The following is a 24,977-nucleotide window of genomic DNA, read 5'->3' on the forward strand; positions in this document are numbered from 1 at the left end:
GGTACCCATTGCCGCAGGAATCCCACCCGATCGGCCGCCCCGCGATTGACGCCGCCGAACCGGCGGCATAACCTCTCATCTATCTGTAAACCTTGTGAACAGATGCACATCGACGCGGCGGCGCGCGTCCCGACCGAAGGGACGATCAGGTGATCGCAGAACTCTCCTCCCGTACCAGACGAATCCTGTCGTTGTTCGTCGCCCTGGTCGTCGCGCTGACCGCCGGTCTCGCGGTCAACGCCTCGCGAAGCGCGCAGGCCGCGCCGACGTTCAAGGTCCTGGCCTTCTACAACGGCACCTGGGACGCCGCGCACATCGACTTCGTCAAGGACGCCCGGGCCTGGTTCCCGCAGGCCGCCGCCCAGCACGGCTTCTCCTGGGAGGCCACCAACAACTGGGGTCTGCTGAACACCGCCAACCTGGCCCAGTACAAGGTCGTCATGTTCCTGGACGACGCGCCGCCCGCCGCGCAGCGGGGCGCGTTCCAGCAGTACATGCAGAACGGCGGAGCGTGGCTGGGCTTCCACGTCAGCGCGTGGACCGACAACCCGTCGAGCTGGAGCTGGTACTACAACACCTTCCTCGGCACCGGCTCGTTCCAGACGAACACCTGGGGACCCACCCGGGTCACGATGCGCGCCGACAACCGCACCCACGCCGCCACCCGGAACCTCCCGGCGACGTTCCCGTCGTCGATCAGCGAGTGGTACTCCTGGAGCAACGACCTGCGGCAGAACCCCAACATCGACATCCTCGCCTCGGTCGACCCGTCCAGCTTCCCGGTCGGCACGGACCCCAACCAGTCCTGGTACGGCGGCTACTACCCGCTCGTCTGGAGCAACCGGCAGTACAAGATGCTCTACGCCAACTTCGGCCACAACGCGATGAACTACAGCACCAACACCGGGCTGTCCTCCACCTTCGACAGCGCGCAACAGAACCAGCTGCTGATCGACGGGCTGCACTGGCTGGCCGGCGTCGGCACCGTCCCACCGACCACGCCCCCGCCGTCCGACGGCATCTCGCCGACCGCCTGGCACACAGTGGTCAACCGGGGCAACGGCAAGTGCGTGGACGCCCGGGCCGCGGCCAGCGCGAACGGCACGGCCATCCAGCAGTACGCGTGCAACAGCAGCACCGCGCAGCAGTACCAGTTCGTGCCGACCAGCGGCGGGTACCTGCGGGTCAACAACCGCAACAACAGCGCCCAGGTGATCGACGTGACTGACCGGTCGACCGCCGACTCGGCACGCATCCAGCTCTGGTCCTACAGCGGCGGGAACAACCAGCAGTGGAGGGCCGAGCCCGAGGGTGGCGGTTACTACCGCCTGGTCAACCGCAACAGTGGCAAGTGTCTCGACGTGCCGGGAGCGTCCACGGCGGACAGCGTCCAGCTCATCCAATACACCTGCAACGGCACCGCGGCGCAGTCCTTCCGGCTGGTGCCGCAGTCATAGCTCCACTGCCACGTCCGCGCCGGGGTGAAACGCCACTCACCCCGGCACGGGGCCGGCGGCGCGAGCGAACCGGGCGGCGACGTCCCGGACGACGGCACGCAGCTCCGGCGGGTCGAGCACGTCGAAGTCGACCTCCAGGGTGCCGAGGAAGGCAGCGAGATTGCCCAGCGACTCCCCGCCGGTGTGCAGCAGACAGGCCCGCTCGTCGATCGCCTCCAGCAGACCCGCCGTGGTGGGAATCCGCCGCGCCATCGCCTCGGCCGACGCGTGCAGGCGTACCCGGGCGGGGTGTGGCCAGGCCGTGGAGCCGACGCCGCGCAGCACGTGCGCGACCGCGTCGCCACCCGGCGGCTCCCGCGGCGCGAAGCGCGGGCCGGTCGGCACCCGGGGTTGGATCCGGTCGGCGCGGAACGTCCGCCAGTCGGCCCGGTCGGTATCCCATCCCAGCAGGTACCACCGCCGCCCGGTGTAGACCAGACGGTACGGCTCGACGTCGCGCACGCTGACCGTGCCGTCATGACCGGCGTAGTCGAACCGCAGCCGCTCCCGGCGGTGCGCGGCCGTGGAGACGGCGGTCAGAGTGTCGGCGTCCACGGTCGGGCCACCGCCAGCGGCGGAGACCGTCGCCGAGCGCAGGGCGTCCACCCGGTGCCGCAGCCGTGACGGCAACGACTGCTCCAGCTTGGCCAGCGCCCGCAGCGATGTCTCCTCGATGCCGGTCACCGAGCCACCAGCCGCGGCCCGCAGCCCGACGGCCACCGCCACGGCCTCGTCGTCGTCGAGCAGCAGCGGTGGCAGCGCCGACCCGGCACCGAGCCGGTAGCCGCCGGCGACCCCCGGGTGTGACTCGATCTGGTAGCCCAGCACCCGCAGCCGCTCCACATCCGTGCGTACCGTGCGGGTGGTGACCGCGAGCCGGTCGGCCAGCTCGGCGCCGGACCACTCCCGTCGGACCTGTAGGAGAGTCAGCAGCCGCAGCAGGCGCACGGAGGTCTCCACCATGTCGGCGAGTCTGCCAGCGAATCGCGGCGGGGGCCGCTTCCGGTCGCCCGTTCCGTCGGACGCGCCCTGCCGAGCCGGTCTGGGCCGAAGCCCAAGGTTCCCCTTCGTCGTTACGGCCATAGAGGTCGCGGGAACCGAGCCGCCCGTCCGCTCCTCGCGCCCCCGGACCGGAGGCGATGGAACGCCACGGCTGGGCGGCGAGCACGATAGGCGGGGACATGCACGAAAATGGTCCGGCCAGGCGAGCCGCCAGGAAGTCGCAAGAGTTGACCGACGGCGACGATCTCCTCCGGGGAACGGCGGAGCAGAAGCTGGGGGGCTTCTACGCGATCGCCTTCGGCGCCTCCCTGTGGGCCTGGGACGTCGCGTTCGCTCTCGGTACGCACCAAACCATCTACTACTACCGGCGACAGGAACTGTTCGTCCTCTCCCTCGTCGTGCTCCTGAGCGCGCTCCTTCTGCGCCGGCGGCTGCACACCCACTCCTGGGTGCTGCTCTTCTTCCTGCCTCCAATTGCGTTCCTGCTGCTGAGACTGGGCGCACCGCAGCCTCTCGGTGCCGTCGCGGAGATCGCCTACCGGATCCTGAACGTCGCTTCACTGGCCGTGGCGCCGTTCGTCGCGGCCGTCATCGTCCAGTTGCTCGCGCCCAACTACTTCACCCTCTCGGGTTGGCGCATCAAACTCACCGTGGTGGCGATCGTCGCCATCGTGGCGCTGACCGGCTTCCTCGTCGGGCACTTCAATTACCGCTTCGTCACCTGCGAGGACTTCGTCGTGGCCGGCGAGAATCCTGCCCCGAACTGCGCCGACGGCGCTAAGCGCTAGGGGACACGCCCCCCACCCGGGCTCGCTGGGATCACAACCCACTGGACCGCAAAAAGTATCTGCCGGCGGTCACCCGTCGGGTGGGCGGACGCTGGGCGGCGATATCCATTGCGGACGTGCCGCGTCCCTTCTACTGTCGTCGGTGCAAGGTCAGCCGATCACACCCCGAGGGGAGTACGCCATGTCGCGACGCGTCCGCACCGATGCCCGCTGGTGCCTGCTCCCCGCCGGCACCCCTGTGCAGATCACCGCCAAAACCCGTGCCTACTGCCCGTTGCGGCGGAACGAGCCGGGGTGGCGCGACTGACGCCGACGCTGACGCGTCCGCCGGCCGCCCATCCCACCGGGATCGGGCGGCCCTTTCGTATCCGCGCACCGCCGCTGGCCGCCAAAATCTGATCATTAACGGTCACCGCACGACAGAAGGAGACCACGATGGGATTCACCCCCCTCGCCGGTACCCGGGCACCGGTCCGGGTCTGGACCGACCCGTACGCCATCGAGCCGCAGGCCGCCAAGCAGCTGCGCAACATCGGCGCGCTGCCCTGGGTGCAGGGTGTCGCCGTCATGCCCGACGTGCACTTCGGCAAGGGCGCCACCGTCGGCTCGGTGATCGCGATGCGGCAGGCCGTCTCGCCGGCCGCGGTCGGCGTCGACATCGGCTGCGGGATGTCGGCGGTCCGTACCTCGCTGACCGCCACCGACCTGCCTGACGACCTGGCCGGGCTGCGCTCCGCGATCGAGGCCACCATCCCGGTCGGCTTCGCCCAGCGCAAGGACTCGGTCGACACGCGTCGGATCCGGGGCCTGGAGCAGGCCGGCTGGGACGACTTCTGGGGCCGGTTCGCCGGCCTGGACCGCCGGGTGGCGCAGCTGGAGACGCGGGCGCAGCGGCAGATCGGCACCCTCGGCGGGGGTAACCACTTCATCGAGGTCTGCCTGGAGCAGGGCGGCGCCGACGAGGGACGGGTCTGGCTGATGCTGCACTCCGGGTCCCGCAACATCGGCAAGGAGCTGGCCGAGCGGCACATCGGGGTGGCCCGAGAGCTGCCGCACAACGCCGACCTTCCGGACCGGGACCTGGCCGTGTTCCTCGCCGGGACGCCGGAGATGGACGCGTACCGGCGGGATCTGTGGTGGGCGCAGGAGTACGCCCGGCGTAACCGGGCGGTCATGTTGGCCCTGCTCTGCGGTGTGGTGCGTGAGCACTTCCCGCAGGTCGGCTACGACGAGCCCATCAGCTGCCACCACAACTACGTCTCCGAGGAGAGCTACGACGGGGTGGACGTGCTGGTGACCCGCAAGGGCGCCATCCGGGCTGGCCGGGGTGACCTGGGCATCATCCCCGGGTCGATGGGCACCGGGTCGTACATCGTGCGAGGGCGGGGAAACGCGGACGCGTACTGCTCGGCGTCGCACGGGGCGGGGCGTCGGATGTCTCGGGCGCAGGCCAAGCGGACCTTCAGCACGGAGGACCTGGCCGCGCAGACCGCCGGGGTGGAGTGCCGCAAGGACGCCGGGGTGGTCGACGAGATCCCCGGCGCGTACAAGGACATCACCGAGGTGATGGCCCAGCAGGAGGACCTGGTCGAGGTGGTCGCGCACCTCAAGCAGGTGGTCTGCGTGAAGGGCTGACGTGCCGTGCGGGCCGGGGAGACCGGCCCGCACGGCCGCTGGTCAGAAGCCGACGAAGACTCGGCGCAGGTCGTCGAGGGTCACCGAGCCGGTCACCTGCACCCCTTCGGGGGTGTGCTGGGGGCCCAGCCGTCCGGTGGCCAGCCGCAGCCACGCCTCGGCCGGGGCCACCAGCTCGCCGTCGGGACGCTCCGGCGCGTCGACGATCTCGACCTTCTCGCCCAGCCGCAGCCCGAACGTCCGCTCGGGCGCGTGCAGCCGGACCAGCAGAGTGGCCTCCCGGCCGGCCAGCTCCTGCGGTCGGCTGGTCCAGGCCAGCATGCCGCCGATCTGGTCGAGCAGCAGCGCCACCGCCCCCGGCGTCACCGCCGCGAACGAGTTGAACGCCACCTCGGCGTCCCACTGGTGCAGGGCGAACTCGCTGAGCCGGAACCGGGCCGCGGTGGCCACATCGACCGGCTCCGGGAGGAAGCCGAGGTCGATCCGCATCGAGGCCCGGGTCTCGGCGTCCAACGCCTCGTACGCCTCGACCAGCCGTTCGTTGGTGGCGAGGAACCCGGCGGCGTGCTCGGCTGGGGACATCGCGTCCCAGCGGGCCCAGACGCCACGGTTGAAGTCCCCATCCGGGCCGGGCGCGCCGGTGCGAGCGGCGTCCAGCGTCGCCAGGTTGATCTCGGCGCCGCTGCCCAGGTGGCTCAGCACCTGGGAGACCTGCCACTCGCTGGCCCCCGACGGCCGGAGCAGGTCGTCCTCCTTGAGGTCCCGTACGAGCGAAGCGAGCTCCTCGTGGCCCGCGCGCAGAGCTGTGATGATCTGGTCAGCAGGGGTCGACATGGATCTCCTCAAACGGATTTTCGACGATGGTCGGGACGCTACCGGACGTGGCCGCCGGCCGGACCACCCCGGGGTCGGGGCGCTCCGGCCGGCGGCCACGTCGGTCAGCTCAGCCCATGTGCACGGTGTTGCCGGTCGGGATGTCCTCCTTGCGGACCTTCACCAGCACCAGGGTGGCCAGTCCGGCGAGCACGATCAGCGCCGCGCCCCAGGCGAAGGCCACCCGGTAGCCGTGTACCAGCGCCTCGACCTGGTTGACCGGGTTCGGCGCCCGGCCGACCAGATAGGCGGCGACCGCGCTGGTGTAGAAGGTGTTCAGCAGCGCGGTGCCGAGCGAGCCACCGATCTGCTGGGTGGCGTTGAGCGTCGCGCTGGCCGCGCCGGCGTCGTGCTCCGGCACCCCGACCAGGGCGAGGCTGGACAGCGGGACGAAGGTGAAGCCCAGCCCCAGGCCCAGGACGACCTGCGCGGGCAGCAGGTGGGTGAGGAACGAGGTGTCCACGTCGATCTGGGTCAGCACCAGCATGCCCAGGGCGGCGAGCGCCGCACCGGCGACCATCAGCGGCTTGGCACCCAACCGGGGCATCAGCTGGCTGGCGCCACCCGCGGCGATCAGCACACCGGCGGTGACCGGCAGGGACGCGAGACCGGCTTCGAGGGGCTTGTACTGCAACACCACCTGGAAGTAGAAGGTCAGGAAGAGGAACGCCCCGAACAGGCCGGCGCCGATCAGGGTCGAGGTGAGGAACGCACCGCCCCGGTTGCGGTCCAGCAGGATCCGCAGCGGCAGCAGCGGGTGGCTGGAGCGCAGCTCGATCACCACGAAGACGGCGAGCAGCACCACGCCCGCGGCGATGAAACCGAGCGTCGCGGTGGCGTCCCAGCCGTCCTCGGCGGCCTTGGTGAAGCCGTAGACCAGGGAGACCAGGCCGGCGGTCACCACGATCGCACCGGGCACGTCGTAGCGGGTGTTGCCGTGGGCCCGGCTCTCCGGCACCAGCGGCAGCGCGAACGCAATGGCGATGGCGGCGACCGGGATGTTGACCAACAGGCACCAGCGCCAGTCGGCGTACTCGGTGAGCACCCCGCCGAGCAGCAGGCCGACCGCCGACCCACCGCCGGCGATCGCGCCGTACACCGCGAAGGCCTTGGCCCGCTCGGTGGCCTCGGTGAACAGGACGGTGAGCAGCGCCAGTGCGGCCGGGGCGAGTAGCGCGCCGAAGGCGCCCTGCAACGCGCGGGCGGCGAAGAGCATCTCACCGGTGGTGGCCAGACCGCCCAGGGCGGAGGCGAGCGCGAAACCGGTCATGCCGACCAGGAAGGTGCGCTTGCGCCCCCAGTAGTCGGCGATGCGACCGCCGAGCAGGAGCAGACCGCCGAAGGCCAGCGTGTAGGCGGTGATCACCCACTGCCGGTTCGCGTCGGTGATCCCCAGGTCGGCCTGGGCCTGCGGCAGCGCGATGTTCACGATGGTGGCGTCCAGGACGACCATCAGCTGTGAGACCGCGATGACCGCCAGCGCGATCCAGCGCCGCGGGTGCGGTGCGCCTGTCGACGCCCCGGCGTTGGGCGCGCCGGGCGCGGTCGAGGTGGTTCCGGGCATGGTGAAGCCTTCCGTGTTGCGAATATCGGTGAATCAGGCCGGCGACGGACGGTCGTGCTGATAGCGGAGTACCGGGATCAGCACCTGGTCGACGACCTGGGTGAGGAACGCGTCATCGGCGGGTAGGCCGTGCGCGACGATGCGGGACATGGTGAGCGCGGGCGCCAGATCGTGGAACAGCTCCCGCTCGCCGGCCTCCGGCGGGATCTCCCCGCGGGCGGCGGCCCGGACCAGGATGGCGGTGCTGGCCACCCGCCCGGCCGGCAGCACCTGGTGACGCACCAGGCGTTCCAGCTCGGGGTTGGTCCGCATGGCGAAGGTCAAGGCCTGCATCAGGTCACAGTCGGCCGTGCAGATCGCGGCCGTGGCCCGCAGCAACTCGATCAGGTCGCCGCGCAGGGAGCCGGTGTCGGGCGGGTTGTGTACACCCACGTGCCGGTCGCGCAGGGCGGCGACGACCAGCTCGGCCTTGCCGTCCCAGCGCCGGTAGATGGTGGCCTTGCTGACGTGGGCGCGGGCGGCGACGGCGTCGATGGTCATCCGGTCGAAGCCGACCTCGCGCAGGGTGTCGATGACGACGGTGAACAGGTCGCTGTCGGTGCAGCGCGGAGCCCGGGCTGCCGGAACCCCGGCACCCGCGCCCACCTGCTGACCACCCAGCATCCCGACCCCCCGCGAAACGATGTCGTACTGACCCTAGTTCGCGGTTGGCTGATCGTGCAGGTTTTCGTGAGTTGCCTCGCACTGAGTCGACGAAACGATTGCGTTTCCACAGGGAGTCCGGCGGGTGAACGGGGTGGTCAGCCGCCGGGGGCGAGGACCACCGGCACTGCCATCGTGTTGATCCGCGCGCCGTTTTCGGCGGACACCTCGTACACCTCGACCGTGCCCTTCTGTTCGCGGACCGCGCGCCAGCCGACCACGACCCGGTAGCCACCCCGGCAGCCGCTGCCGCAACTGGCGGTGCCGAAAGCGGTGGCCACCTCCCGGCCGGCGGCGTCCAGCACCCGGACGCTCACCGTGGCCTCGAACACGGTGGCGGTGCCGGTGACCACGAGCGGGGCGGAGACGCGCTCGCCGGGGATCGGGCCGGTGACCACGATCGGTGGTAACAGGTCCGCGTAGTCCGTCCGGTCGACCGGGGCGGCGACGTCGAGGCGAACCTGACGCACGCTGGGGAACTGGGTGAGCGTCCACACCACCTGTGCCTCGCGCAGCCGCCGGTTGGCCGGGTCGCCGACGGACGGCACCCGCAGCGTCGCCACGCCGTCGGCGATGCGCGTGACCTCGACGCCGGCCGGAAGCAGGGTGGTCATCCCGGTGGCAGCCTCGGCCGGGCTCGGTCCGGCGGCCAGTTCGGTCAGCGCCAGCCGGGACGTCGCGACCGTGGCCGGCCGGGTGCGCCGGGTCGGCACGAGCAGCCCGGCGCGGACGTACCACAGCTCGATGGTCACCGGGTCCGGCCGGCGCGTGCCGGTGGACGCCGGTGTCGACGGACGCGGCGGCCGGTTCGTGGGTGGTGGCGTCGGCTCCGCGGCCCGGGTCGGGGTGGGTTCCGGGCGCTCGGTGGGCGCGGCGCTCGGCGGCGGCGCGATGGGGGCCGGGCCGAGGTCACCGGAGCGGGGAGTGCCGCAGCCGCCGAGCAGGAGCGCCGCGACGAGCACCGGTACGCCCAGCCCGACCGCGCCGCGGCCGGTCACCCCACACCGCCCGCCGCGCCGGCGGCACGCCCAACCGGACCCGGGCTGGCGCGATCGTCCGGGCGCGGCAGGTCACCGTGCGGGCCGGCGGGACCGTCAGCGGGCAGCTCCAGCCGGAACCGGGTCCCCTCGCCCGGTTCGCTGCGCACGCCCAGCGCGCCGCGGAGCAGCTCGGCGTGCTCCCGCGCGATGGCCAGCCCGAGCCCACTGCCCGGCGCGGAGCGGGACGGATCGACCTGGTGGAACCGGTCGAACACGCGGGACAGATGCTCGGCCGGGATGCCCGGCCCCTCGTCGGTGACCTGGAAGACGACCAGGCGGCCCGCGCCCGCCACGCTGGCCGTGATCTCGCCACCGCCGTGCTCGACCGCGTTGGCGACCAGGTTGGCCAGCACGCGCTCCAGCCGACGCGGGTCAGTGCGCACCGCGACCGGATCACCGGTGACCCGCACCCGGGGCGACCAGCCGCGCGCCGCGACGATGCCGTGCAGCAGCGCCAACGCGTCGACCGGCCCGACGGCCAGCTGCTCCCGCCCGGCGTCCAGCCGGGAGATCTCCATCAGATCCTCGACCAACCGGCGCAACCGGACCACGTCGCCGACCAGTAGCCGGGCCGCCGGCCGGGCGTCGTCGGGCAGCTGGTCGAGGTGCTCGCGCAGCAGCGACGCCGCGGCCACCAACGCGGTCACCGGGGTACGCAGCTCGTGCGCGACGTCGGCGGTGAACCGCCGCTCGCGGGCCTGCGCGGCCGAGAGCGCCGCGATCTTCGACTCCAGTGCCTCGGCCATCTCGTTGAACGTCGCCGCCCACACGCTGAACTCGTCGCGCCCGCGTACCGGCAGGCGGGTGGCGAGCAGGCCCTCGGTGAGCGCTCGGGCGGCCCGGCTGGCCCGGCCCACCGGCTCCAACGTGCGGCGAGCCAACGTGTGACCCACCGCGGCGGCGAGCAGCACCACGAGCACCCAGCCGGCCACCAGCGCGGTGCGTAGCTGACCCAGGTCGGTGGCGACGTCGTCCTCCACGGTCAGGACGTACAGCTCGGCGGTCGAGTCGGGAATGCGCGCACCGATCACCAGGAGCCGAGGACGCTCCGCCGGGGCGGAGCGCTGATAGCCGAGCCGCCCGTCCGCGACGACGGCCCGCAACCGGGTGCCCAGCACCGGGGCGTACGCGGGGTGCGAGGCGCGGGTCGGGCCGTCGACGAGCAGCACGTGCCGACCGCTGGCCTCGAAGCTGGTGAGCAGTTCGGTGCTGCGCTGCTCGGTCAGCGGAAGGAACTGCCCAGCGAGAACGAGTTGGTAGCGGGCGTCGGCGGCGGCCTCGTGCAGCGATGCGTCCAACCAGGACTGCCGCAGCAGCAGCCCGGTCCCGCCGGCGAGCAGCCCGGCCGAGACGCCGGCGACCAGGACGAACGCGATCGTCAGTCGGCGCCGCAGGCGGCCGGGGAACACCGCGCGTCCGGCCATCGCCGCCCCCCGTCAGCCCGTCGACAGTTTGTAGCCGGCGCCGCGCACGGTCCGGATCAGCCGTGGCTGCGCCGGGTCGTCCTCGACCTTCGCGCGTAGCCGCTGCACCGCCACGTCGACCAGTCGGGAGTCGCCGAGGAAGTCGTGGTTCCAGACCAGGTCCAGCAGCAGATCCCGGGTGAAGACCTGACCGGGCCGGCGGGCCAGCTCCAGTAACAGGCGGAACTCGGTGGCGGTGAGCGCCACCTCTTGGCCGTGCCGGCGGACCACGAAGCCGCCCGGGTCGATCTCCAGGCCACCGATCTCGATGACGGTCGAGGGGGCCGGCACGCTCACCCGACGCAGCACCGAGCGGACCCGGGCCACCAGCTCGGGCAGGTCGAAGGGCTTGCGCAGATAGTCGTCCGCGCCGCACTCCAGCCCGACCACCACGTCGATGGTGTCGGTGCGCGCGGTCAGCATCAGGATCGGCACCTGGCTGGTCCGCCGGATCTCCCGGCAGACCTCCAGGCCGTCCAGGCCCGGCAGCATGATGTCGAGCACGATGAGGTCGACCGGGTGGGCGCGGAACGTGGCCAGGGCCTGCCGCCCATCGACGGCGGTGTCGACGCGGAAACCGGCGCGACGCAGACCGAGGGCGGTGACCTCCCGGATCGAGAAGTCGTCCTCGACCACCAACACGCGGCCCTCCATCATCCGAGGGTAGACCCGGCGCCACCGTGCGTAGTCCTGGCAAAACGGTCGAGATCGGCGGCCGGCTGGCCCCCTTCGGGCACGGTCCAACCGCTACGGTCGGGTGCCTTCGGCACCCCTGGACCAGCTCACACGAAAGGGCACGACGTGAAACGTCATGGCTGCGTGATCCGACTCCGCCCCGAGCAGCGGGAGACCTACCTGCGGTTGCACGCCGCCGTCTGGCCGAGCGTCGAGAAGACGCTGCGCGAGGCGAACTTCCGCAACTACACCATCTTCCTCCACGACGACCTGCTCTTCGGCTACTACGAGTACGTGGGCGACGACTACGAGGCCGACCTGCGGCTGATCGCCGCGGACCCGCAGACGCAGGAGTGGTGGAAGCTGACCGACCCGTGTCAGGAGTCGATCGCCGAGCCCGGCTCGGGGGACTGGTGGGCCCCGATGCGCGAGGTCTGGCACCTCACCGACGAGGCTGTCGGGCAGGCACCCGACCCGACCCAGCAGAGCTCCGGCAGCTAGCTGACACGCAGCTGCGACGGTGGCCCACAGACCTGCGTCGGACGCCGGTCGGGTGGGCGCCATCGGATGGTCGGGGCCGGCCGGTCCCGACCATCCGTGTCGATGGGTGGGAGGCGATCCCGAGGACGTTCGTACGCCCCAGCGGGGTGACAACTCCGCTCCCGCATTGAAGAATAGCTTCATTCCGCTATGCGGATCCGTCGATATATTACGGAGGAAGCGTGCTCACGAGAAGGAACCTGCTCGTCGCCGCCGGTGCGGCGGTAGTCGGCGCCGTACCGCTGGCTGGCTCGGCCGCGGCCGCTCTGCCGCAGCTGGACATGGAGGCGCTGATCAAGGCGGCGCAGATCGACCCGCGCCGGCCGGACACCGCGCTGACCGAGGGGGCCAAGGACAGCGTCCTGCTGGTCGAGCGCGCACTCCAGGCGAGAGGGCTGCTCTCGTCGGCGTACGTCGACGGTCATTTCGGCACCAGCACGATCGCCGCGTACGCCGCGTACCAGCGGTCCCTCGGCTACACCGGTCTCGACGCGACAGGTCTGCCCGGCCCGTCGTCGCTGCGGTCGCTCGGCGAGGGACGGTACACCGTGGTCAGGGCGATCTCGCCCGGCAGCGTGGTGACCCTGCGCGGTGTGCAGGTCAACACGCGCACCAGGTCGATGCTGTTCGAGGCCGAACGCCTGCTCGGCCGCCAGCTCGGCATCACGCAGGGCTCGTACAGCAGCGGTGTGGGCGCCTCCGCCGGCACACACGACGGCGGCGGCGCGCTCGACCTCTCGGTCAGCGGTCTCTCCTCGGCGGTCCGGACGGACGTGCTGCGCCGACTGCGCACTGTGGGCTTTGCCGCGTGGCTGCGGACCCCGGCCCAGGGGGACTGGGGTTACCACATCCACGCCATCGCACTCTCCGACACCGACCAGTCGACCGGTGCGCAGAACCAGGCCGGCGACTATTACCTCGGTCGTAACGGCCTGGCCAACCGCGGCGTCGATGATGGACCGGCGGTCAGCCCGAAGCGGACCTGGGAGGAGTACCAGCGCACGCTCTGAGGCCTACCGGTTCTCCCACTTCGATGCGGGTTGTTCGGCGTACAGAGGAGCGAAATTGTCCATCCGTAGTAGCCGTTTCCTGCGCGGCACCGTCGCCGTGCTCACCACGATCCTCACCACCGCGGCGATCAGCGTCGCCAGTTCGACCGGGGCCCAGGCGGCCGTGAACACCTCGACGAGTTACCTGGTGGTCTACAACAACAACATCGAGAACTGGCTGCCGAGCTCCTGCGCGGACGGGTACAGCTGGGACCGGCTGATCACCTACCTCAAGGGCCGGCCGCTGAGCCCGGACATCTTCACCGTGCAGCAGGTGTCCAACCAGACGCAGCTCAACACCCTCACGCAGCGCCTCTCCGACGAGCTGCCCGGTACGTACGCCGGACAGATCGCGATCGCGAGCCCGGGTTCGATGGGTTACACCAGCACCTGCGGCAAGCTGAAGAACCAGCAGACGAACGCGGTCATCTACCGCTCGGACCGGTTCACGTTCGAGGACGCCACCCGGTGGCGATCCGACGCCCCCGAGGACTACGACGCCGGCACCGGTGGGTGCCAGAACCTCGAACCCACGCGCAGCAGTCAGGACCGCGTCCACAACATCGCCGTCCGCCTGCACGACAACGTCCGCAACGAGGACGTGTCGGTGGCCTCGATCCACTGGCCGACCAACACCTGGCACGGCCCTCTGTGCGCAGACGAGAACATCAAGGAGGCCGACGAGGCGATGGATCGCCTCGGCGGCGGCCTGAAGATCGTCGCGGGTGATGCCAATGCCGAGCCCGAGGACGCGGGCTGGTGGAACGACGGTAAGGCCGACGGGTACCGCGACCCGATCGCCGAGAAGTGCGGCAGCCGCGACTGCTCCTCGGCGTACGACACCAACGGCAGTCGGCGGATCGACTTCCTGCTGGTCAAGAGCGGCAACGGCTTCAGTAACGCCGCGACCATCACGCCGTCGATGACCGGCGGCGAGTACTCCGAGCACCGCGCCGTGACCGCCTACGTGAATTACTGACGACCCACCCGGCTGCACCGCACGCCGGCCGGTGATCCGGCCGGCGTGCCGTCGGTCAGCGGTCGGTCAAGCTGCGAGAATCGGTGGTCGGGCTCGCCCGTCAGGTCCCGAGACTGCCTCCGGTCGAAAGTCCTCGACAAATTTGTGGGCGTGCCTGTCGATTGGGATCGGTTCAGTTCGTAGCCCTGGTGAGAGCCCGGCATCGCAACGGGCTGCACACCCACTGGAGGGCACGATGACCGCCACTGCGAACACGACCCGCGCCACCACGTCGAACATCGGTGCGTTGATCCGGACCGGTGTCGCCGCCACGGTCGCGGCGAGCGTCGCCACCATGGCCGTCGCCGCCGCCGGACACCTGGCCGGGGTCAGCCTCGAGTTGGGCGACGCGCCGATCCCCGTGTCGGGGTTCGGCGTGCTGACCGTCGTCTTCTCGCTGATCGGCGTGATCATCGCCGCGTCGCTGGCGCGTTTCGCCCGGCGCCCCCGGCTCACGTTCGTCCGCACGACTGTGGTGCTGACGGTCCTGTCCCTGGTGCCCGACGTGATCGCCGACGCCGGGGTGGCCACCAAGGCGCTGCTGATGCTCACCCACCTGGTCGCGGCCGCGATCGTGATCCCCGCTGTCGCGCGCCGCCTGGCCGCCTGACCTGTACCCATCCCACCATCGAGCTACCGGAGGATCGTCATGAAGCAGTACCTGCTGTCCGTGCACTTCGTCGAGGGCGCACCGACGCCGTCGGACGAGGAGACGCAGACCATGTTCAAGGAGACGGGCCGGATCAACGACGACATGCAGGCCGCCGGCGCCTGGGTCTTCGGCGGGGGACTCACCTCGCCGGACAGCGCCACCGTCGTCCGGGTCGAGAACGGCACCACCGCCATGAGCGATGGGCCGTTCGCCGAGACGAAGGAGCACATCGCCGGGTTCTGGGTCATCAAGTGCGCGGACCTGGACGCGGCGCTGGCCTGGGCCGAGAGGTGCGCGGCGGCCTGCGGACCGGTCGAGGTGCGTCCCTTCGACGACCTGTCCCAGGCCTGACCAGGAGCCGGTTTCCCGACATGGACCTGGCGAGCATCTACCGCGCGGAGTACGGCCGCTGCGTCGCCACCCTGGCCCGCCTCCTCGGTGACATCAACCTCGCCGAGGAGGCCGTCCAGGATGCCTTCACCACGGCGCTGCAGAAGTGGCAGACCCTACCGCCGAACCCGGGCGCCTGGATCGTGACCACGGCACGCAACCGTGCCGTCGACCGGCTTCGCCGGGAGTCGACCCGCGAGGCTCGGCACGCCCAGGCCCTGCTGCTGTATCACCAGGATGAGCCCCCGGAGGTGGGACCGGTGCGGGACGACCAGCTGCGACTCATCTTCACCTGCTGTCACCCCGCGCTCGCTCCGGAGGCGCGGACGGCGCTCACCCTGCGTCTGCTGGGTGGCCTCGAAGTACCGGAGATCGCCCGGGCCTACCTGGTCCAGGAGGCGACCGTCGCCCAGCGGATCGTGCGCGCCAAGAAGAAGATCCGTGACGCCGCAATCCCGTACCGGGTACCGGCCGAACATGAGCTGCCGGACCGGCTGCCGCCCGTCCTCGCCGTGCTCTACCTGATGTTCAACGAGGGCTACGCGTCCACCGCCGGCCCGCTGATCAGAACGGACCTGTGCGCCGAGGCGATCCGGCTCGCCCGCGAACTCGCCGCGTTGATGCCCGACGAGCCCGAGGTCCTGGGCCTGCTCGCCCTGCTGCTGCTGACCGAGGCGCGCCGCCCCGCCCGGCTCGGCCCGACCGGCGAACTGGTGCTGCTGGCCGACCAGAACCGGTCACTGTGGAACCGGCCGCTCATCGCCGAGGGCCATGACCTGGTCCGCCGTTGCCTACGCCGCAACCGGCCCGGCCCGTACCAGATCCAGGCCGCGATCAGCGCTGTGCACACCGACGGCGCCGCCACCGACTGGCCCCAGGTCCTGGCACTGTACGACCAGCTCCTCGCGCTCGCGCCAACCCCGGTCGTGGCGCTCAACCGTGCGGTCGCCGTCGCCGAGGTGCACGGACCGGCGGTGGCCCTCGCCGCGCTGGAGGACGTCGACCTCCCGGGCTACCACCGGCTGCCTGCCACCCGAGCCGAACTACTGGCCCGGCTCGGACGCGACGACGAGGCCCGAGCCGCCTACGACCAGGCCGCGGCACTGGCCACCAACGAGACCGAGCGGGCGTACCTGGAGACCCGTCGCACCGAACTCACCCGTGAATGGAGAGCATCATGACCGCTACCTACACCGTCGACGTCTTTTCCAGCCTCGACGGCTTCGGCACCACCAGTGGAAACTGGGGCGGGTACTGGGGTAAGCAGGGCCCAGAACTGCTCGCGCACCGCCTGTCCGTGTACAGCGCGGAGCAGCGCATGGTGTTCGGGGCCAACACGTACCGGGTGTTCGCGCAGATGCTGGCCGCGAGCACGGAGGAGTCCGAGGTCCGCGACGCCTGGGTGACCCAGATGAGGAACCTCCCGGCGACGGTGGTGTCGAACACGCTGGAAGGCCCCCTCGACTGGCCGGACGCGACAGTCGTGCCCGGCGACGCCGTCGACGTCGTCGCCCGGCTCAAGGAGGAGTCCGCCGTGCCCCTGCGATCGCACGGCAGCCTGTCGTTGAACCGGGCGCTGATGGCCGCCGGGCTGGTCGACCTCGTCCAGGTGACGATCTTCCCGGTGGTCACCGGACAGACCGGCACCGAGCCGATCTTCCAGGGAGCGGCCGACTTCGACCTGGAGTTGATCGAGAGCCGGACCCTCGACGGCCGTACCCAGGAGCTCGTCTATCGACCCACCCTGCACGTCTGAGCCGTCCCGGCGATGATGTCGGCGATCGCGTCGAACGGGTCGTACTGGCCAATCTCCTTGGCCAAGACCTGCGCCTGGGAGCGGTAGCCGGGGTCGTTCAGCACCGTCTGCACCGCGGCGCGCAACTCGATGATCCCCGGCGTGCTGGTGCGCAGGTTGACCCCGGTGCCGGTCCACTCGACGCGGGCGGCCACCTCCGGCTTGTCCTCACTGGCACCGGCGACCACCAACGGCACTCCGTGGTACAGGGCGGTCTGCACCCCGCCGTAACCGCCGTTGGTGACCAGTGCGTCGGCGTGCGGAAGCAGCCGGTCGAACGGTACGAAGCTGGCCAGCCGCACGTTGTCCGGCACGTCGTGCAGGGCCTGGCGTACCAGGGCTGGGCCGTCGTCCCGTGCGGTGGCGGCGACGACGAGGACGTCGAGATCGGCAAGGGCCCGCACTGTGGGGATGACCAGGTCGTTCAGATCGTTGTTGGCGACAGTTCCCTGGGTGACGACCACCACCGGTTGGCCGGACGACAGCTCAGGCCACCAGGCCGGCTCCTCGTAGTCGTCACTGCGGGAAGGAGGAAGCGTACCGACGAAGCGCAGGTGCGCCGGAAGATCGCTGCGGGGGTACTCGAAGCCGGGCACGGTCAGCTGCAGGTAGTGGTCCGTACGGCGGAAGGGCGCGTCGAAAAGGTAGTCCGGCAGCGTCACGCCCAACTCCTTCAGCGTTGCCTCGCCGAATGTCTGCAGAGCGGCGAAGACCTGGCGCGCCTCGGCGTTCATCGCTCGGTTGCGGGCGCGTGCCTCCTCGCCCGACGTCGGCAGTATTCCGGGGCCGAAAGCCGGGGTGTCCTCGCTCTGGATCACCAGGGGGACCGAGCCCAGCGTCACGAGCGTCGGGCGTTCCTCCGGCGCCTTGGCGAGGCTGAGCGCCGGTATCGACCAGAATCCGAGCTCACCCAGCACCACGTCCGCGGGGAACTCGGCCAGCAGTGCCCGCAGACCCTGCAGCTGGGCGGGCAGGTGGCCCAGGAAGAAGTTCTCGAAGTCGAACGACAGCTGGGCTGGCCCTGGCGGCAGTGTGGCTCGCGTCGGAAAGAGGGCGTCCAACCTCCGGTCGTCGAGGTCGGCTTCCGGAGGTAGCGCCTGGAACCGCGCCCCGATCGCCAGAGCGCGCTCCTCGAACCGGGAGCCGGTGTACACGACCACCTCGTGACCACGCCCGACCAGGTCCGCCGCGACCGTGAGGACCGGGCTCACGTGACCCTGAAAAGGGGTCGATCCAACTATCACCTTGGCCATTCGCGTCTCCTCTTGTCGACGTGGTTGCCGAACCGGAACGGCAGCCCGGCCTGTCGGCACCCGCGCGAGTCACCTGTTGCTGCCCGGGTGCCGCGGTGCTTGTCCGTCCGCGATCTGGATGATCGTCTTGCCCGGCGCGCGGTGGTGACGGGCGAAAGCCGAGGCCGTTTCGTGCAGCGGTCGGACGCCGCCGACGATGGGTTTGAGCCGTCCGGTCCGCAGGCGTTGGGCGAGGTCGATCAGCCGGGCGCGATCAGGCTCGACAACGAAGAAGATGGCTCGCCCGTCCTTCGGCTGGACGGTCGGCGGCATGGCGATGGTGACGACGGTGCCGCCCGGGCGTACCAGGTCGGTCGATCGCTGGAGGATGTCGCCACCGATGACGTCGAGCACCACGTCCACCTCGCCGAGCTGGTGCAGGTCGTCGGCGTCCAGGTCGACGAAGGTCTGCGCGCCGAGATTGAGCGCGAGATCACGGTCGTCGGCTCGGCCGGTGCCGATCACGTGGGCGCCCACCTCCCGGGCGAGTTGAACGGCGATCGAGCCGACGCCGCCCGCGGCACCATGAATGAGGACGGTCTGGCCAGTCGCGAGGTGGGCGTGGTCGAACAGGCCCTGCCAGGCGGTCAGTCCGGAGATGGGCAGCGCTGCTGCCACGGTGTGGTCGATGTCGGCCGCGAGCGGAGCGAGGTTGCGAGCCTCCACCGCGGTGTATTCGGCCAGGGATCCGTTGCGCGTCCAGTCGGTCAGTCCGAACACCCGCTGGCCCACGGTGAGGCCGGTGGTTCCGTACCCGAGTTCGACCACGACTCCGGACAACTCGTGGCCGGGGATGCTGGGTGTCCGGTCGCGGCCGGCACGATCGGTCCACGTCCCCGGCCAATCGAGTTCACCGGGGGTGAAGCCGGCGGCGTGGACGCGCACGACGACGTCGTTCTCCGCGGCATGGGGGTACGGCATATCGGTCAGGGTGAGACCGCCGACACCCGCGTCACGGTCGCGTACGGTGATCGCTCGCATGGACGTCCAATCAACTCGGCCAGGGCGAACCGACGATGCGTTCGACCGTCGTCACGCGCTGGAAGCCGGGAATGAAGTGTTCGAGGATGTCGGAGTTCACGGTGCCGTTCGTGGTCTCGGGGCGGTTCTTCAGCCCGTCGACGTGGGCGCGCAGGAACTCGTTCTTGAAGTCCCCTCGTGGATGAGCGGCGAGGATGTCGGCCAGCTGATCGTGTTCCAGCCCGTCCAGACCGAGGCCGAGCACATCGGTCAGGACACCGAGGTACGTGGTCGCGATCTCCGGGCCCATCCGGTCGGGAATGCCCGGCGAGGTGTGCAGCGCGATCGCCGTCCACACGGTTTCGGCGGCGGCAGTCGAGAAGCCCCGGCCCAGAAGGAACGCGCGCGCGTGGTCGGCGCCATCGATCTCGAAGCGCTGCTCGCCGTCGGCGAACGGGGTCAGGAGGCCGGAGTCGTGGAACATGGCCGCCAGATAGAGCAGCTCCGGGTCCGGTTTCACGCCAAGCCGGCGAGCGTGAATCAGACCGAAGAGGAAGACGCGGCGGGAGTGGTGGAAGATGACTGGTCTGGTCGTTTCCTGGATGTGCCTGGTTGCTTCGGCTACCGCCGCCGTCTCAGGAATCTCCAGCCCCCCGATGACCTCTGACATGTCCTCCGACCTTTCCGGCAGTGTGCGGACGTGCTGACGTCCTCCATGCTGCCTAGCGATCGTCGTACGCCGCCGCCCTCGTCCGGCCAGGAATCCCTCATATCCGGACACGGTTCACGGCCGGTAATGGCGTGCTACCGAAATGCGGGCTAGGGCCTGTCCTGTCGACCTTGAATCGACTGGTCAGGTGACGTCACCCCGAGGGATCATGAGGCGTGACCGATGCTGATGCGGTGCTGAGGATCGCGGATTTGCGCCGAGCGTGCTCGATGCTGTTGGACGCGGCGGAGAGTCGGTTCGGTCCTCAAATCCAGCTGTCACAGCTCAGCGTCGACTACTACTGGAACGTCGATCTTCGCGCGGCATTCGCGATGGTCCCGCGGCCCGAGCTGGAGATCGACTGCGGGCAGAGCAGCGACGATCTCGCAGAGCTGTCCAGCCTCCTCCAGCGAGATCCGGAGGACGTTGTATCGCTGTGGCACGACCTCGCGCACATGAGCGGGCTCTTGCGGCTGCTGGCGTACCTCGACCTGCCTGACTCGGGCGAGGTTCGCGGCAACTAGCTGTTGCTGCCGATTACCGGAGCCAGATGATGGCGGCGATGAGGATCAGACTGGACCGGTAGAGCGATGCGCGTTTGGCGTAGCGGGTAGCGAGGTCGCGCCATTGTTTGAACCGGTTGAAGCAGCGTTCCACGACGTTGCGCTTCTTGTAGATCACCTTGTCGAAGGCTGGCGGTCGCCCGCCGACGCTGCCTCTGGCCGCTCGGCGGGCGACTTGGTCGGTGCGCTCCGGGATGACGTGCCGGATTCCTCGCTGCCGCAGGGCTCGACGAGTCGAGTCATGCGCGTAGCCCTTGTCCGCGATCAGCACCTCGGGACGCTTGCGTGGCCGGCCGGGCCCGGGCTCGTTAACGCGGATCGCGTCGAGCAACGCCAGAAGCTGCGGGTTGTCGCCGGCCTGACCTGGAGTGAGCAGGATCGACAACGGCCGGCCGCGTCCATCGACGGCCAGGTGGATCTTCGTGCTCAGCCCTCCACGGGACCGGCCGATGGCCTCACCATCTTGCGCACCAGGCGTCGCCGCACTTGCCGGGGAGCCCCCTTTTACGGGCGCCAGCGGCATGCTGGTGCGCCCGCACGATCGACGAGTCGATACTGATCGTCCACTGCACCGGTGTGCCGTCGTCATGCACCTGCGCCGCAGCCAGGATCCGATCCCACGTGCCGTCCGCCGTCCAGCGGCGCAGCCGCTCATGGCAGGTCTTCCACGGCCCGAAGCGCTCCGGCAGGTCACGCCACGGCGCACCCGTGCGCAGCTTCCACAAAATCCCGTTGATGACCTGACGGTGATCCCGCCACCGCCCCCGCGCACCACCCGGCTCCGGCAGCAGCGGCGCGATCACAACCCACGCCTCATCGGTCAGCTCACCACGACGCACCACCGGAACATCGTCAACGACCAACCACTACAAGATCGACAGGACACGCCCTAGTGCACCGCCCTTCAGGGCGGTGGTGAAAGCCCGCGTGGGAGGGCCGTCAAGGCCCGATCGTGCCCTAGGTCGGACGGTTCTGTAGTAGGTGAACGTGGTTGTCCTCGCCGTTGAACTCGACCAACTCGGTGTCGAAGTCGGCGCACACCGTCCGCATGATGTCCTCCATCCGGTTGAGGTGTTGGTCAGAGAGGACTCGGTGCCGGTACTTGGTCACGAAGACCAAGTGGGCGTGTAACGCGAAAGTGCAGTGTGTACCGGTGCGGATGTCTCCGAGGCCAGCCATAGGCCAGTTAGATTCGATCCCGTGCAGCTTCGGTACAACTACCGGCTCTACCCGGATGGCGCCCAGCGTGAGGCGCTGGCGAAGGCGTTCGGGTGTGCGCGGGTGGTGTTCAACGACGGGCTGCGCGTGCGACAGGAAGCACACGAGGCTGGCCTGCCGTATCCGACGGACGCCGAGCTGTCCAAGCGGGTTACCGTGGCCAAGTTGACCCCGGAGCGGGCGTGGCTGGGCGAGGTGTCATCGGTGGTGTTGCAGCAGGCCCTCGCGGACCTGAACAAGGCCTACCGCAACTTTTTCGCCTCGCTGTCGGGCAAGCGCAAGGGTCGCAAGGTCGCCGCTCCCCGGTTCCGGTCCCGCAAGGACAGCCGGCAGGCCGTCCGGTTCACCGCCAACGCCCGGTTCAAGGTCCTCGACAACGGTCGACTGCGGCTGCCGAAGATCGGCGATCTGGAAGTCCGTTGGTCGCGGGAGCTGCCGGCTGCGCCGACTTCGGTGACGGTGGTCCGAGACGCCGCCGGTCGGCACTTCGCCTCGTTCGTGGTGCAGACCGCCGACCAGCCGTTGCCCGAGCTGGACTCGGAGGTCGGCATCGACCTGGGGTTGACGCACTTCGCGGTCATGTCCGACGGGACGAAGGTGAGCGCGCCGAAGTTCCTGCGCCGTGCAGCCCGCAAGCTGCGCCGGTTGCAGCAGGGCTTGTCCCGCAAGCAGCGGGGCAGCAACAACCGCAAGAAGGCCGTCCGGAAGGTCGCCCGCGCGCACGCGAAGGTGGCCGACACCCGGCGGGACTGGCAGCACAAGCTTTCGACGCAGATCATCCGTGACAACCAAGCGGTGTTCGTCGAGGACCTGTGCGTGAGCGGTCTCGCCCGGACACGGTTGGCGAAGTCGGTGCACGACGCTGGGTGGTCGCAGTTCGCGGCCATGCTGCAGTACAAGGCCGCCCGGCACGGGCGCACCTTCGCCCGGGTAGATCGGTTCTTCCCGTCGACCCGCATGTGCTCGGACTGCGGCCGGATCAACGACAAGATGGCGCTCAACGTCCGGACGTGGGGCTGCCCATGCGGCAGCCTGCACGACCGAGACGTGAACGCCGCCAAGAACATCAGGGCCGCCGGACGGGCGGACCTCAACGACCGTGGAGCGCAGGTAAGACCGACACCCGTGCCGGCACCGCGCAGGGAAACGGTAACCCGCCGGGAGCGTGCCCCTTCGGGGGTATAAGACCGGAATCTCCGCCCCTCAAGGCGGAGAGGGCGTCAACAATGAGCGGTGCTGAACACCGGTCCGCATCGCGTCGCGATCTTCGTCTACGACGGGGTGACGTTGTTGGATGTCGCCGGTCCGGCGGAGGTGTTCAAGGAGGCGAACCGCTTCGGCGCCGACTACCGGATCGTGCTGCTGTCGCCGACCGGGGCGGATGTCACGTCGAGCCTCGGGGTTCGGATGGCCGTCGACGGTGCCGTTTCTGCCGAGCCCGCCTTCGACACGCTACTGGTGGCCGGGTCCGACCACTATCCGCGCACCCGGGTGCCCGCCGACCTGGCCGATGCCGTACGCGTACCGGTGGCGGTGGCGGGAAGGGTCGCTTCGATCTGCACGGGGGCGTTCGTCCTCGCCGCCGCTGGTGTCCTCGATGGGAAGCGTGCGACCACGCACTGGCAGGTTGCGCACGAGCTTGCGGCCCGGTATCCAGCGTGCCGCGTCGAGCCGGACGCGATCTACGTTCGCGACGGCACCACGTACACCTCGGCAGGGGTGACGGCCGGTATCGACCTGGCGCTCGCGCTCGTCGAAGAGGACCACGGGCCCGACCTGGCGCGCGACGTCGCACGCGCCCTGGTGGTGTACATGCAGCGGGCGGGCGGCCAGTCCCAGTTCTCCGCGCCGTTGCAGGGACCGCCGCCCCGGTCGGCGGCGCTGCGGACAATCACCGACGTGGTGACGGCGAACCCCCGCGGAGGGCACTCGCTCACCGAACTCGCCAAACACCTCAACGTGAGCACCCGGCAGCTCACCCGACTCTTCCACGACGAGTTGTCCACCACCCCGGCCCGCTACGTGGAGAACATCCGCTTCGACATGGCGAGGGCGTTGCTCGACCAGGGCCACACCGCGACGCAGGCCGCGACCCTCGCCGGGTTCCCCAGCTACGAGAGCATGCGACGGGTCTTCGCCCGGAAGCTGTCGATCAGCCCCGCCGCCTACCAACGCCGGTTCGGTACGGCTCGCCGCGCCCAGCCGGGTTAGTGCCTCGCTCGGCCATCCGCCCGAACTGGGCGGATGGCCAAGCGGATCGGCCGGCTCCGATCACCACTGGTGGGCGACGTCGAGCACCACCCGGCTGTGGGTGCCGGGGCCGGCGAGCACCAGCACCCGGAACGGCAACCGCGCCCGTACGCCGACGGCGAAGGTGCTGTAGCCCTCGAAGCTGCCGCCGAAGACCACGTCGCGCAGCGTCGGGTAGCGCAGCAGGTTCGCCACGTGCTCACCGACCGCGTAGGGCACGGTGCCCAGGTGGTCGTCGTCGTACGCCGGGGCCCGCAGCGAGACCCGCAGCAGCGCGCCGCCGGCGGTGTACGGCGACAGCGCCAGCCCTTCGCCCTCGGTCCACGTCTCGCCGTAGCCGATCGCGTAACCGTCCACCGGGCCGTTGAACTCGAACACGACCCGGTCGTAGCAGTCGTGCCGGCCGGTCCGTACGTCGACCAGCGGGGCGTCGCTCAGCGCGCCGGCCGTCTTCTCCGCGCTGCCCCAGGTGATCCCGCAGTACGCCGCTGCGGTCGTGGTGCCCGCGGCGGTGCTGCTGCCGGCGCTGGCGATCAGCCCGGCGAGAACGACCGCCAACGCGGTCAGTGCGCTCTTGATCCTCATCGTGGTTCTCCGTTCGAGAGTCGGGGCCACAAGGTGGCGGCGCTGCCGGTGACCCTCTGCCGCCACCGTCGTCCTGCCCCGGCACAGGCGCTTCGCCGCGGCGTAACCGCGGGGTAACAGCCGCCACGTCGCCGGTATGACGCTTCCGCTATGCCGAACATCGATCGCCGTCACATTAATATCTACGTGCATCGATGACCCGGTGGCCGACGGCCGCCGGACGACCGCAGGGGAGTACCCGATGTTCCGAGGACAACTGAGACGCGCGGCGCTGGCCATGCTGGTGGCGATCCTGGCGGCGGCCGGGGTGCAGCTCGCCACCGGTACGCCGGCCGCCGCCGTCCGGACCGTCTACTACGACGCGAGCCGGACCGGCGAGTTCCGCACCAACTTCGACCAGGCGGCGCAGATCTGGAACAGCCGGGTCAGCACCGTCCGACTTCTGCCCGGAACCCCGGCCAGCATCACCATCTACGTCGACGACGGCTGGCCCCGCGCGCAGCCGACCGGCCTCGGCTCGGGCCGGATCTGGATGGGCCGCACGGCCGTCAACCAGGGCTACGACCGCACCCGCATCGCCACCCACGAAGTCGGCCACATCCTGGGCCTGCCGGACCGGCGCACCGGCCTCTGCTCCGACCTGATGTCCGGCAGCAGCGCACCGGTCTCCTGCCGCAACGCTAACCCCAGCGCTGCCGAGGCGAGCCGGGTGAACTCG

Annotated in this window: 26 protein-coding genes and 1 pseudogene; 14 read left to right on the forward strand and 13 right to left on the reverse strand. The window is 70.2% G+C overall.

All coding sequences use genetic code 11. From position 1 onward, the window contains the following. The first annotated feature begins 149 nt into the window (after positions 1-149). On the forward strand, positions 150-1,457 hold the full coding sequence (locus tag ACQRWP_RS08155) for an RICIN domain-containing protein (protein ID WP_430501527.1): 1,308 nt from the start codon (positions 150-152) through the stop codon (positions 1,455-1,457). A gap of 36 nt (positions 1,458-1,493) precedes the next feature. Here the strand turns inward: ACQRWP_RS08155 and ACQRWP_RS08160 are convergent, their stop codons facing one another. After that, positions 1,494-2,459, reverse strand: coding sequence for a helix-turn-helix transcriptional regulator (locus ACQRWP_RS08160; protein WP_430501528.1), 966 nt, complete (start codon positions 2,457-2,459; stop codon positions 1,494-1,496). Between the two features lie 266 nt (positions 2,460-2,725). On the opposite strand from ACQRWP_RS08160, the gene ACQRWP_RS08165 reads away from it, so the two are divergent. Together ACQRWP_RS08165 and ACQRWP_RS08170 are read left to right on the forward strand one after the other, a co-directional pair. After that, positions 2,726-3,286, forward strand: a complete 561-nt coding sequence (locus tag ACQRWP_RS08165; RefSeq protein WP_430501529.1) for a hypothetical protein — start codon at positions 2,726-2,728, stop codon at positions 3,284-3,286. A 435-nt stretch (positions 3,287-3,721) separates the two neighbouring features. Next, on the forward strand, positions 3,722-4,921 hold the full coding sequence (locus ACQRWP_RS08170; protein WP_430501530.1) for an RtcB family protein: 1,200 nt from the start codon (positions 3,722-3,724) through the stop codon (positions 4,919-4,921). A 42-nt stretch (positions 4,922-4,963) separates the two neighbouring features. On the opposite strand, the gene ACQRWP_RS08175 is transcribed toward ACQRWP_RS08170, so the two are convergent. The 6 genes from ACQRWP_RS08175 to ACQRWP_RS08200 form a co-directional block, all read right to left on the reverse strand. Then, entirely contained in the window at positions 4,964-5,755 is a 792-nt protein-coding gene (locus tag ACQRWP_RS08175; protein ID WP_430501531.1) for a maleylpyruvate isomerase family mycothiol-dependent enzyme, read from the reverse strand. A 109-nt stretch (positions 5,756-5,864) separates the two neighbouring features. Further along, entirely contained in the window at positions 5,865-7,358 is a 1,494-nt protein-coding gene (locus tag ACQRWP_RS08180) for a DHA2 family efflux MFS transporter permease subunit (RefSeq protein WP_430501532.1), read from the reverse strand. A gap of 33 nt (positions 7,359-7,391) precedes the next feature. Next, the gene (locus ACQRWP_RS08185; RefSeq protein ID WP_425700005.1) at positions 7,392-8,021 is read right to left on the reverse strand and encodes a TetR/AcrR family transcriptional regulator; all 630 of its coding nucleotides are present in this window, start codon (positions 8,019-8,021) and stop codon (positions 7,392-7,394) included. 137 nt (positions 8,022-8,158) lie between these two features. Next, positions 8,159-9,058: a Gmad2 immunoglobulin-like domain-containing protein gene (locus ACQRWP_RS08190; protein WP_430501533.1), complete on the reverse strand. Its 900-nt coding sequence runs from the start codon at positions 9,056-9,058 to the stop codon at positions 8,159-8,161. Further along, positions 9,055-10,524, reverse strand: a complete 1,470-nt coding sequence (locus tag ACQRWP_RS08195) for a sensor histidine kinase (RefSeq protein ID WP_430501534.1) — start codon at positions 10,522-10,524, stop codon at positions 9,055-9,057. Before ACQRWP_RS08195 ends, ACQRWP_RS08190 begins: the two co-directional genes overlap by 4 nt. A 12-nt stretch (positions 10,525-10,536) precedes the next feature. Next, complete coding sequence (locus ACQRWP_RS08200) at positions 10,537-11,217, reverse strand: response regulator (RefSeq protein ID WP_430501535.1); 681 nt, start codon at positions 11,215-11,217, stop codon at positions 10,537-10,539. Positions 11,218-11,382: 165 nt separating this feature from the next. On the opposite strand from ACQRWP_RS08200, the gene ACQRWP_RS08205 reads away from it, so the two are divergent. From ACQRWP_RS08205 to ACQRWP_RS08235, 7 genes are all read left to right on the forward strand, one after another. Further along, positions 11,383-11,739: an L-rhamnose mutarotase gene (locus tag ACQRWP_RS08205; protein WP_430501536.1), complete on the forward strand. Its 357-nt coding sequence runs from the start codon at positions 11,383-11,385 to the stop codon at positions 11,737-11,739. A gap of 221 nt (positions 11,740-11,960) precedes the next feature. Further along, positions 11,961-12,788: a peptidoglycan-binding domain-containing protein gene (locus ACQRWP_RS08210; protein WP_430501537.1), complete on the forward strand. Its 828-nt coding sequence runs from the start codon at positions 11,961-11,963 to the stop codon at positions 12,786-12,788. A gap of 55 nt (positions 12,789-12,843) precedes the next feature. Beyond that, positions 12,844-13,806 (forward strand): hypothetical protein, encoded by a 963-nt coding sequence (locus tag ACQRWP_RS08215; protein WP_430501538.1) that lies wholly within the window; start codon positions 12,844-12,846, stop codon positions 13,804-13,806. Between the two features lie 235 nt (positions 13,807-14,041). Beyond that, entirely contained in the window at positions 14,042-14,455 is a 414-nt protein-coding gene (locus ACQRWP_RS08220; RefSeq protein WP_430501539.1) for a DUF6069 family protein, read from the forward strand. A 39-nt stretch (positions 14,456-14,494) separates the two neighbouring features. Then, the gene (locus tag ACQRWP_RS08225; RefSeq protein WP_430501540.1) at positions 14,495-14,848 is read left to right on the forward strand and encodes a YciI family protein; all 354 of its coding nucleotides are present in this window, start codon (positions 14,495-14,497) and stop codon (positions 14,846-14,848) included. Between the two features lie 20 nt (positions 14,849-14,868). Continuing rightward, positions 14,869-16,068 carry an RNA polymerase sigma factor gene (locus tag ACQRWP_RS08230; protein ID WP_430501541.1) on the forward strand — a complete coding sequence of 400 codons (1,200 nt, stop codon included), beginning with the start codon at positions 14,869-14,871 and terminating at the stop codon, positions 16,066-16,068. Beyond that, positions 16,065-16,643 (forward strand): dihydrofolate reductase family protein, encoded by a 579-nt coding sequence (locus tag ACQRWP_RS08235; protein ID WP_430501542.1) that lies wholly within the window; start codon positions 16,065-16,067, stop codon positions 16,641-16,643. Before ACQRWP_RS08230 ends, ACQRWP_RS08235 begins: the two co-directional genes overlap by 4 nt. Here the strand turns inward: ACQRWP_RS08235 and ACQRWP_RS08240 are convergent. From ACQRWP_RS08240 to ACQRWP_RS08250, 3 genes are all read right to left on the reverse strand, one after another. Continuing rightward, positions 16,619-17,893, reverse strand: coding sequence for a nucleotide disphospho-sugar-binding domain-containing protein (locus tag ACQRWP_RS08240; RefSeq protein ID WP_430501543.1), 1,275 nt, complete (start codon positions 17,891-17,893; stop codon positions 16,619-16,621). The two genes, ACQRWP_RS08235 and ACQRWP_RS08240, sit on opposite strands and share 25 nt — an antisense overlap. A 111-nt stretch (positions 17,894-18,004) precedes the next feature. Continuing rightward, complete coding sequence (locus ACQRWP_RS08245; RefSeq protein ID WP_430501544.1) at positions 18,005-18,955, reverse strand: NADP-dependent oxidoreductase; 951 nt, start codon at positions 18,953-18,955, stop codon at positions 18,005-18,007. A 10-nt stretch (positions 18,956-18,965) separates the two neighbouring features. Further along, the gene (locus ACQRWP_RS08250) at positions 18,966-19,604 is read right to left on the reverse strand and encodes an HD domain-containing protein (RefSeq protein ID WP_430501545.1); all 639 of its coding nucleotides are present in this window, start codon (positions 19,602-19,604) and stop codon (positions 18,966-18,968) included. A 215-nt stretch (positions 19,605-19,819) separates the two neighbouring features. Between ACQRWP_RS08250 and ACQRWP_RS08255 the strand changes: the two genes are divergently transcribed. Then, a complete protein-coding gene (locus ACQRWP_RS08255; protein WP_430501546.1) occupies positions 19,820-20,167 on the forward strand; it encodes a hypothetical protein in 348 nt (115 codons plus the stop codon). A 13-nt stretch (positions 20,168-20,180) separates the two neighbouring features. On the opposite strand, the gene ACQRWP_RS08260 is transcribed toward ACQRWP_RS08255, so the two are convergent. Continuing rightward, positions 20,181-21,045, reverse strand: a protein-coding gene (locus tag ACQRWP_RS08260) for an IS5 family transposase (protein WP_430503156.1) whose coding sequence is annotated in 2 segments (ribosomal slippage) — positions 20,181-20,712 and positions 20,711-21,045 — 867 coding nt in all. Because the reading frame shifts where the segments join, the coding sequence is not laid out codon by codon here. 118 nt (positions 21,046-21,163) lie between these two features. Next, positions 21,164-21,385: an IS200/IS605 family transposase gene (gene tnpA / locus ACQRWP_RS08265; protein ID WP_430501547.1), complete on the reverse strand. Its 222-nt coding sequence runs from the start codon at positions 21,383-21,385 to the stop codon at positions 21,164-21,166. A 21-nt stretch (positions 21,386-21,406) separates the two neighbouring features. Between tnpA and ACQRWP_RS08270 the strand changes: the two genes are divergently transcribed. Together ACQRWP_RS08270 and ACQRWP_RS08275 are read left to right on the forward strand one after the other, a co-directional pair. Continuing rightward, complete coding sequence (locus tag ACQRWP_RS08270) at positions 21,407-22,609, forward strand: RNA-guided endonuclease InsQ/TnpB family protein (protein WP_430501548.1); 1,203 nt, start codon at positions 21,407-21,409, stop codon at positions 22,607-22,609. A 48-nt stretch (positions 22,610-22,657) separates the two neighbouring features. Next, on the forward strand, positions 22,658-23,635 hold the full coding sequence (locus ACQRWP_RS08275) for a GlxA family transcriptional regulator (protein WP_430501549.1): 978 nt from the start codon (positions 22,658-22,660) through the stop codon (positions 23,633-23,635). A 60-nt stretch (positions 23,636-23,695) separates the two neighbouring features. On the opposite strand, the gene ACQRWP_RS08280 is transcribed toward ACQRWP_RS08275, so the two are convergent. After that, positions 23,696-24,259, reverse strand: coding sequence for an AMIN-like domain-containing (lipo)protein (locus ACQRWP_RS08280; RefSeq protein ID WP_430501550.1), 564 nt, complete (start codon positions 24,257-24,259; stop codon positions 23,696-23,698). Positions 24,260-24,395: 136 nt separating this feature from the next. Between ACQRWP_RS08280 and ACQRWP_RS08285 the strand changes: the two are divergent. Continuing rightward, positions 24,396-24,974 (forward strand): annotated as a pseudogene (locus tag ACQRWP_RS08285) (snapalysin family zinc-dependent metalloprotease); the annotation flags it as partial. Positions 24,975-24,977: the final 3 nt, after the last annotated feature.

Origin of the sequence: Micromonospora trifolii (assembly GCF_050516465.1) — a bacterium.
Classification (GTDB): domain Bacteria; phylum Actinomycetota; class Actinomycetes; order Mycobacteriales; family Micromonosporaceae; genus Micromonospora; species Micromonospora trifolii.

Excerpts from the sequence above, each read along its gene's own strand:
- ACQRWP_RS08195 (WP_430501534.1), bottom strand. The coding sequence starts at position 10,524 with ATGGCCGGACGCGCGGTGTTCCCCGGCCGCCTGCGGCGCCGACTGACG.
- ACQRWP_RS08180 (WP_430501532.1), bottom strand. The coding sequence starts at position 7,358 with ATGCCCGGAACCACCTCGACCGCGCCCGGCGCGCCCAACGCCGGGGCG.
- ACQRWP_RS08185 (WP_425700005.1), bottom strand. The coding sequence starts at position 8,021 with ATGCTGGGTGGTCAGCAGGTGGGCGCGGGTGCCGGGGTTCCGGCAGCC.
- ACQRWP_RS08235 (WP_430501542.1), top strand. The coding sequence starts at position 16,065 with ATGACCGCTACCTACACCGTCGACGTCTTTTCCAGCCTCGACGGCTTC.
- ACQRWP_RS08170 (WP_430501530.1), top strand. The coding sequence starts at position 3,722 with ATGGGATTCACCCCCCTCGCCGGTACCCGGGCACCGGTCCGGGTCTGG.
- ACQRWP_RS08280 (WP_430501550.1), bottom strand. The coding sequence starts at position 24,259 with ATGAGGATCAAGAGCGCACTGACCGCGTTGGCGGTCGTTCTCGCCGGG.
- ACQRWP_RS08220 (WP_430501539.1), top strand. The coding sequence starts at position 14,042 with ATGACCGCCACTGCGAACACGACCCGCGCCACCACGTCGAACATCGGT.
- ACQRWP_RS08175 (WP_430501531.1), bottom strand. The coding sequence starts at position 5,755 with ATGTCGACCCCTGCTGACCAGATCATCACAGCTCTGCGCGCGGGCCAC.
- ACQRWP_RS08245 (WP_430501544.1), bottom strand. The coding sequence starts at position 18,955 with ATGCGAGCGATCACCGTACGCGACCGTGACGCGGGTGTCGGCGGTCTC.
- ACQRWP_RS08225 (WP_430501540.1), top strand. The coding sequence starts at position 14,495 with ATGAAGCAGTACCTGCTGTCCGTGCACTTCGTCGAGGGCGCACCGACG.
- ACQRWP_RS08200 (WP_430501535.1), bottom strand. The coding sequence starts at position 11,217 with ATGGAGGGCCGCGTGTTGGTGGTCGAGGACGACTTCTCGATCCGGGAG.
- ACQRWP_RS08230 (WP_430501541.1), top strand. The coding sequence starts at position 14,869 with ATGGACCTGGCGAGCATCTACCGCGCGGAGTACGGCCGCTGCGTCGCC.
- ACQRWP_RS08250 (WP_430501545.1), bottom strand. The coding sequence starts at position 19,604 with ATGTCAGAGGTCATCGGGGGGCTGGAGATTCCTGAGACGGCGGCGGTA.
- ACQRWP_RS08160 (WP_430501528.1), bottom strand. The coding sequence starts at position 2,459 with ATGGTGGAGACCTCCGTGCGCCTGCTGCGGCTGCTGACTCTCCTACAG.
- tnpA (WP_430501547.1), bottom strand. The coding sequence starts at position 21,385 with ATGGCTGGCCTCGGAGACATCCGCACCGGTACACACTGCACTTTCGCG.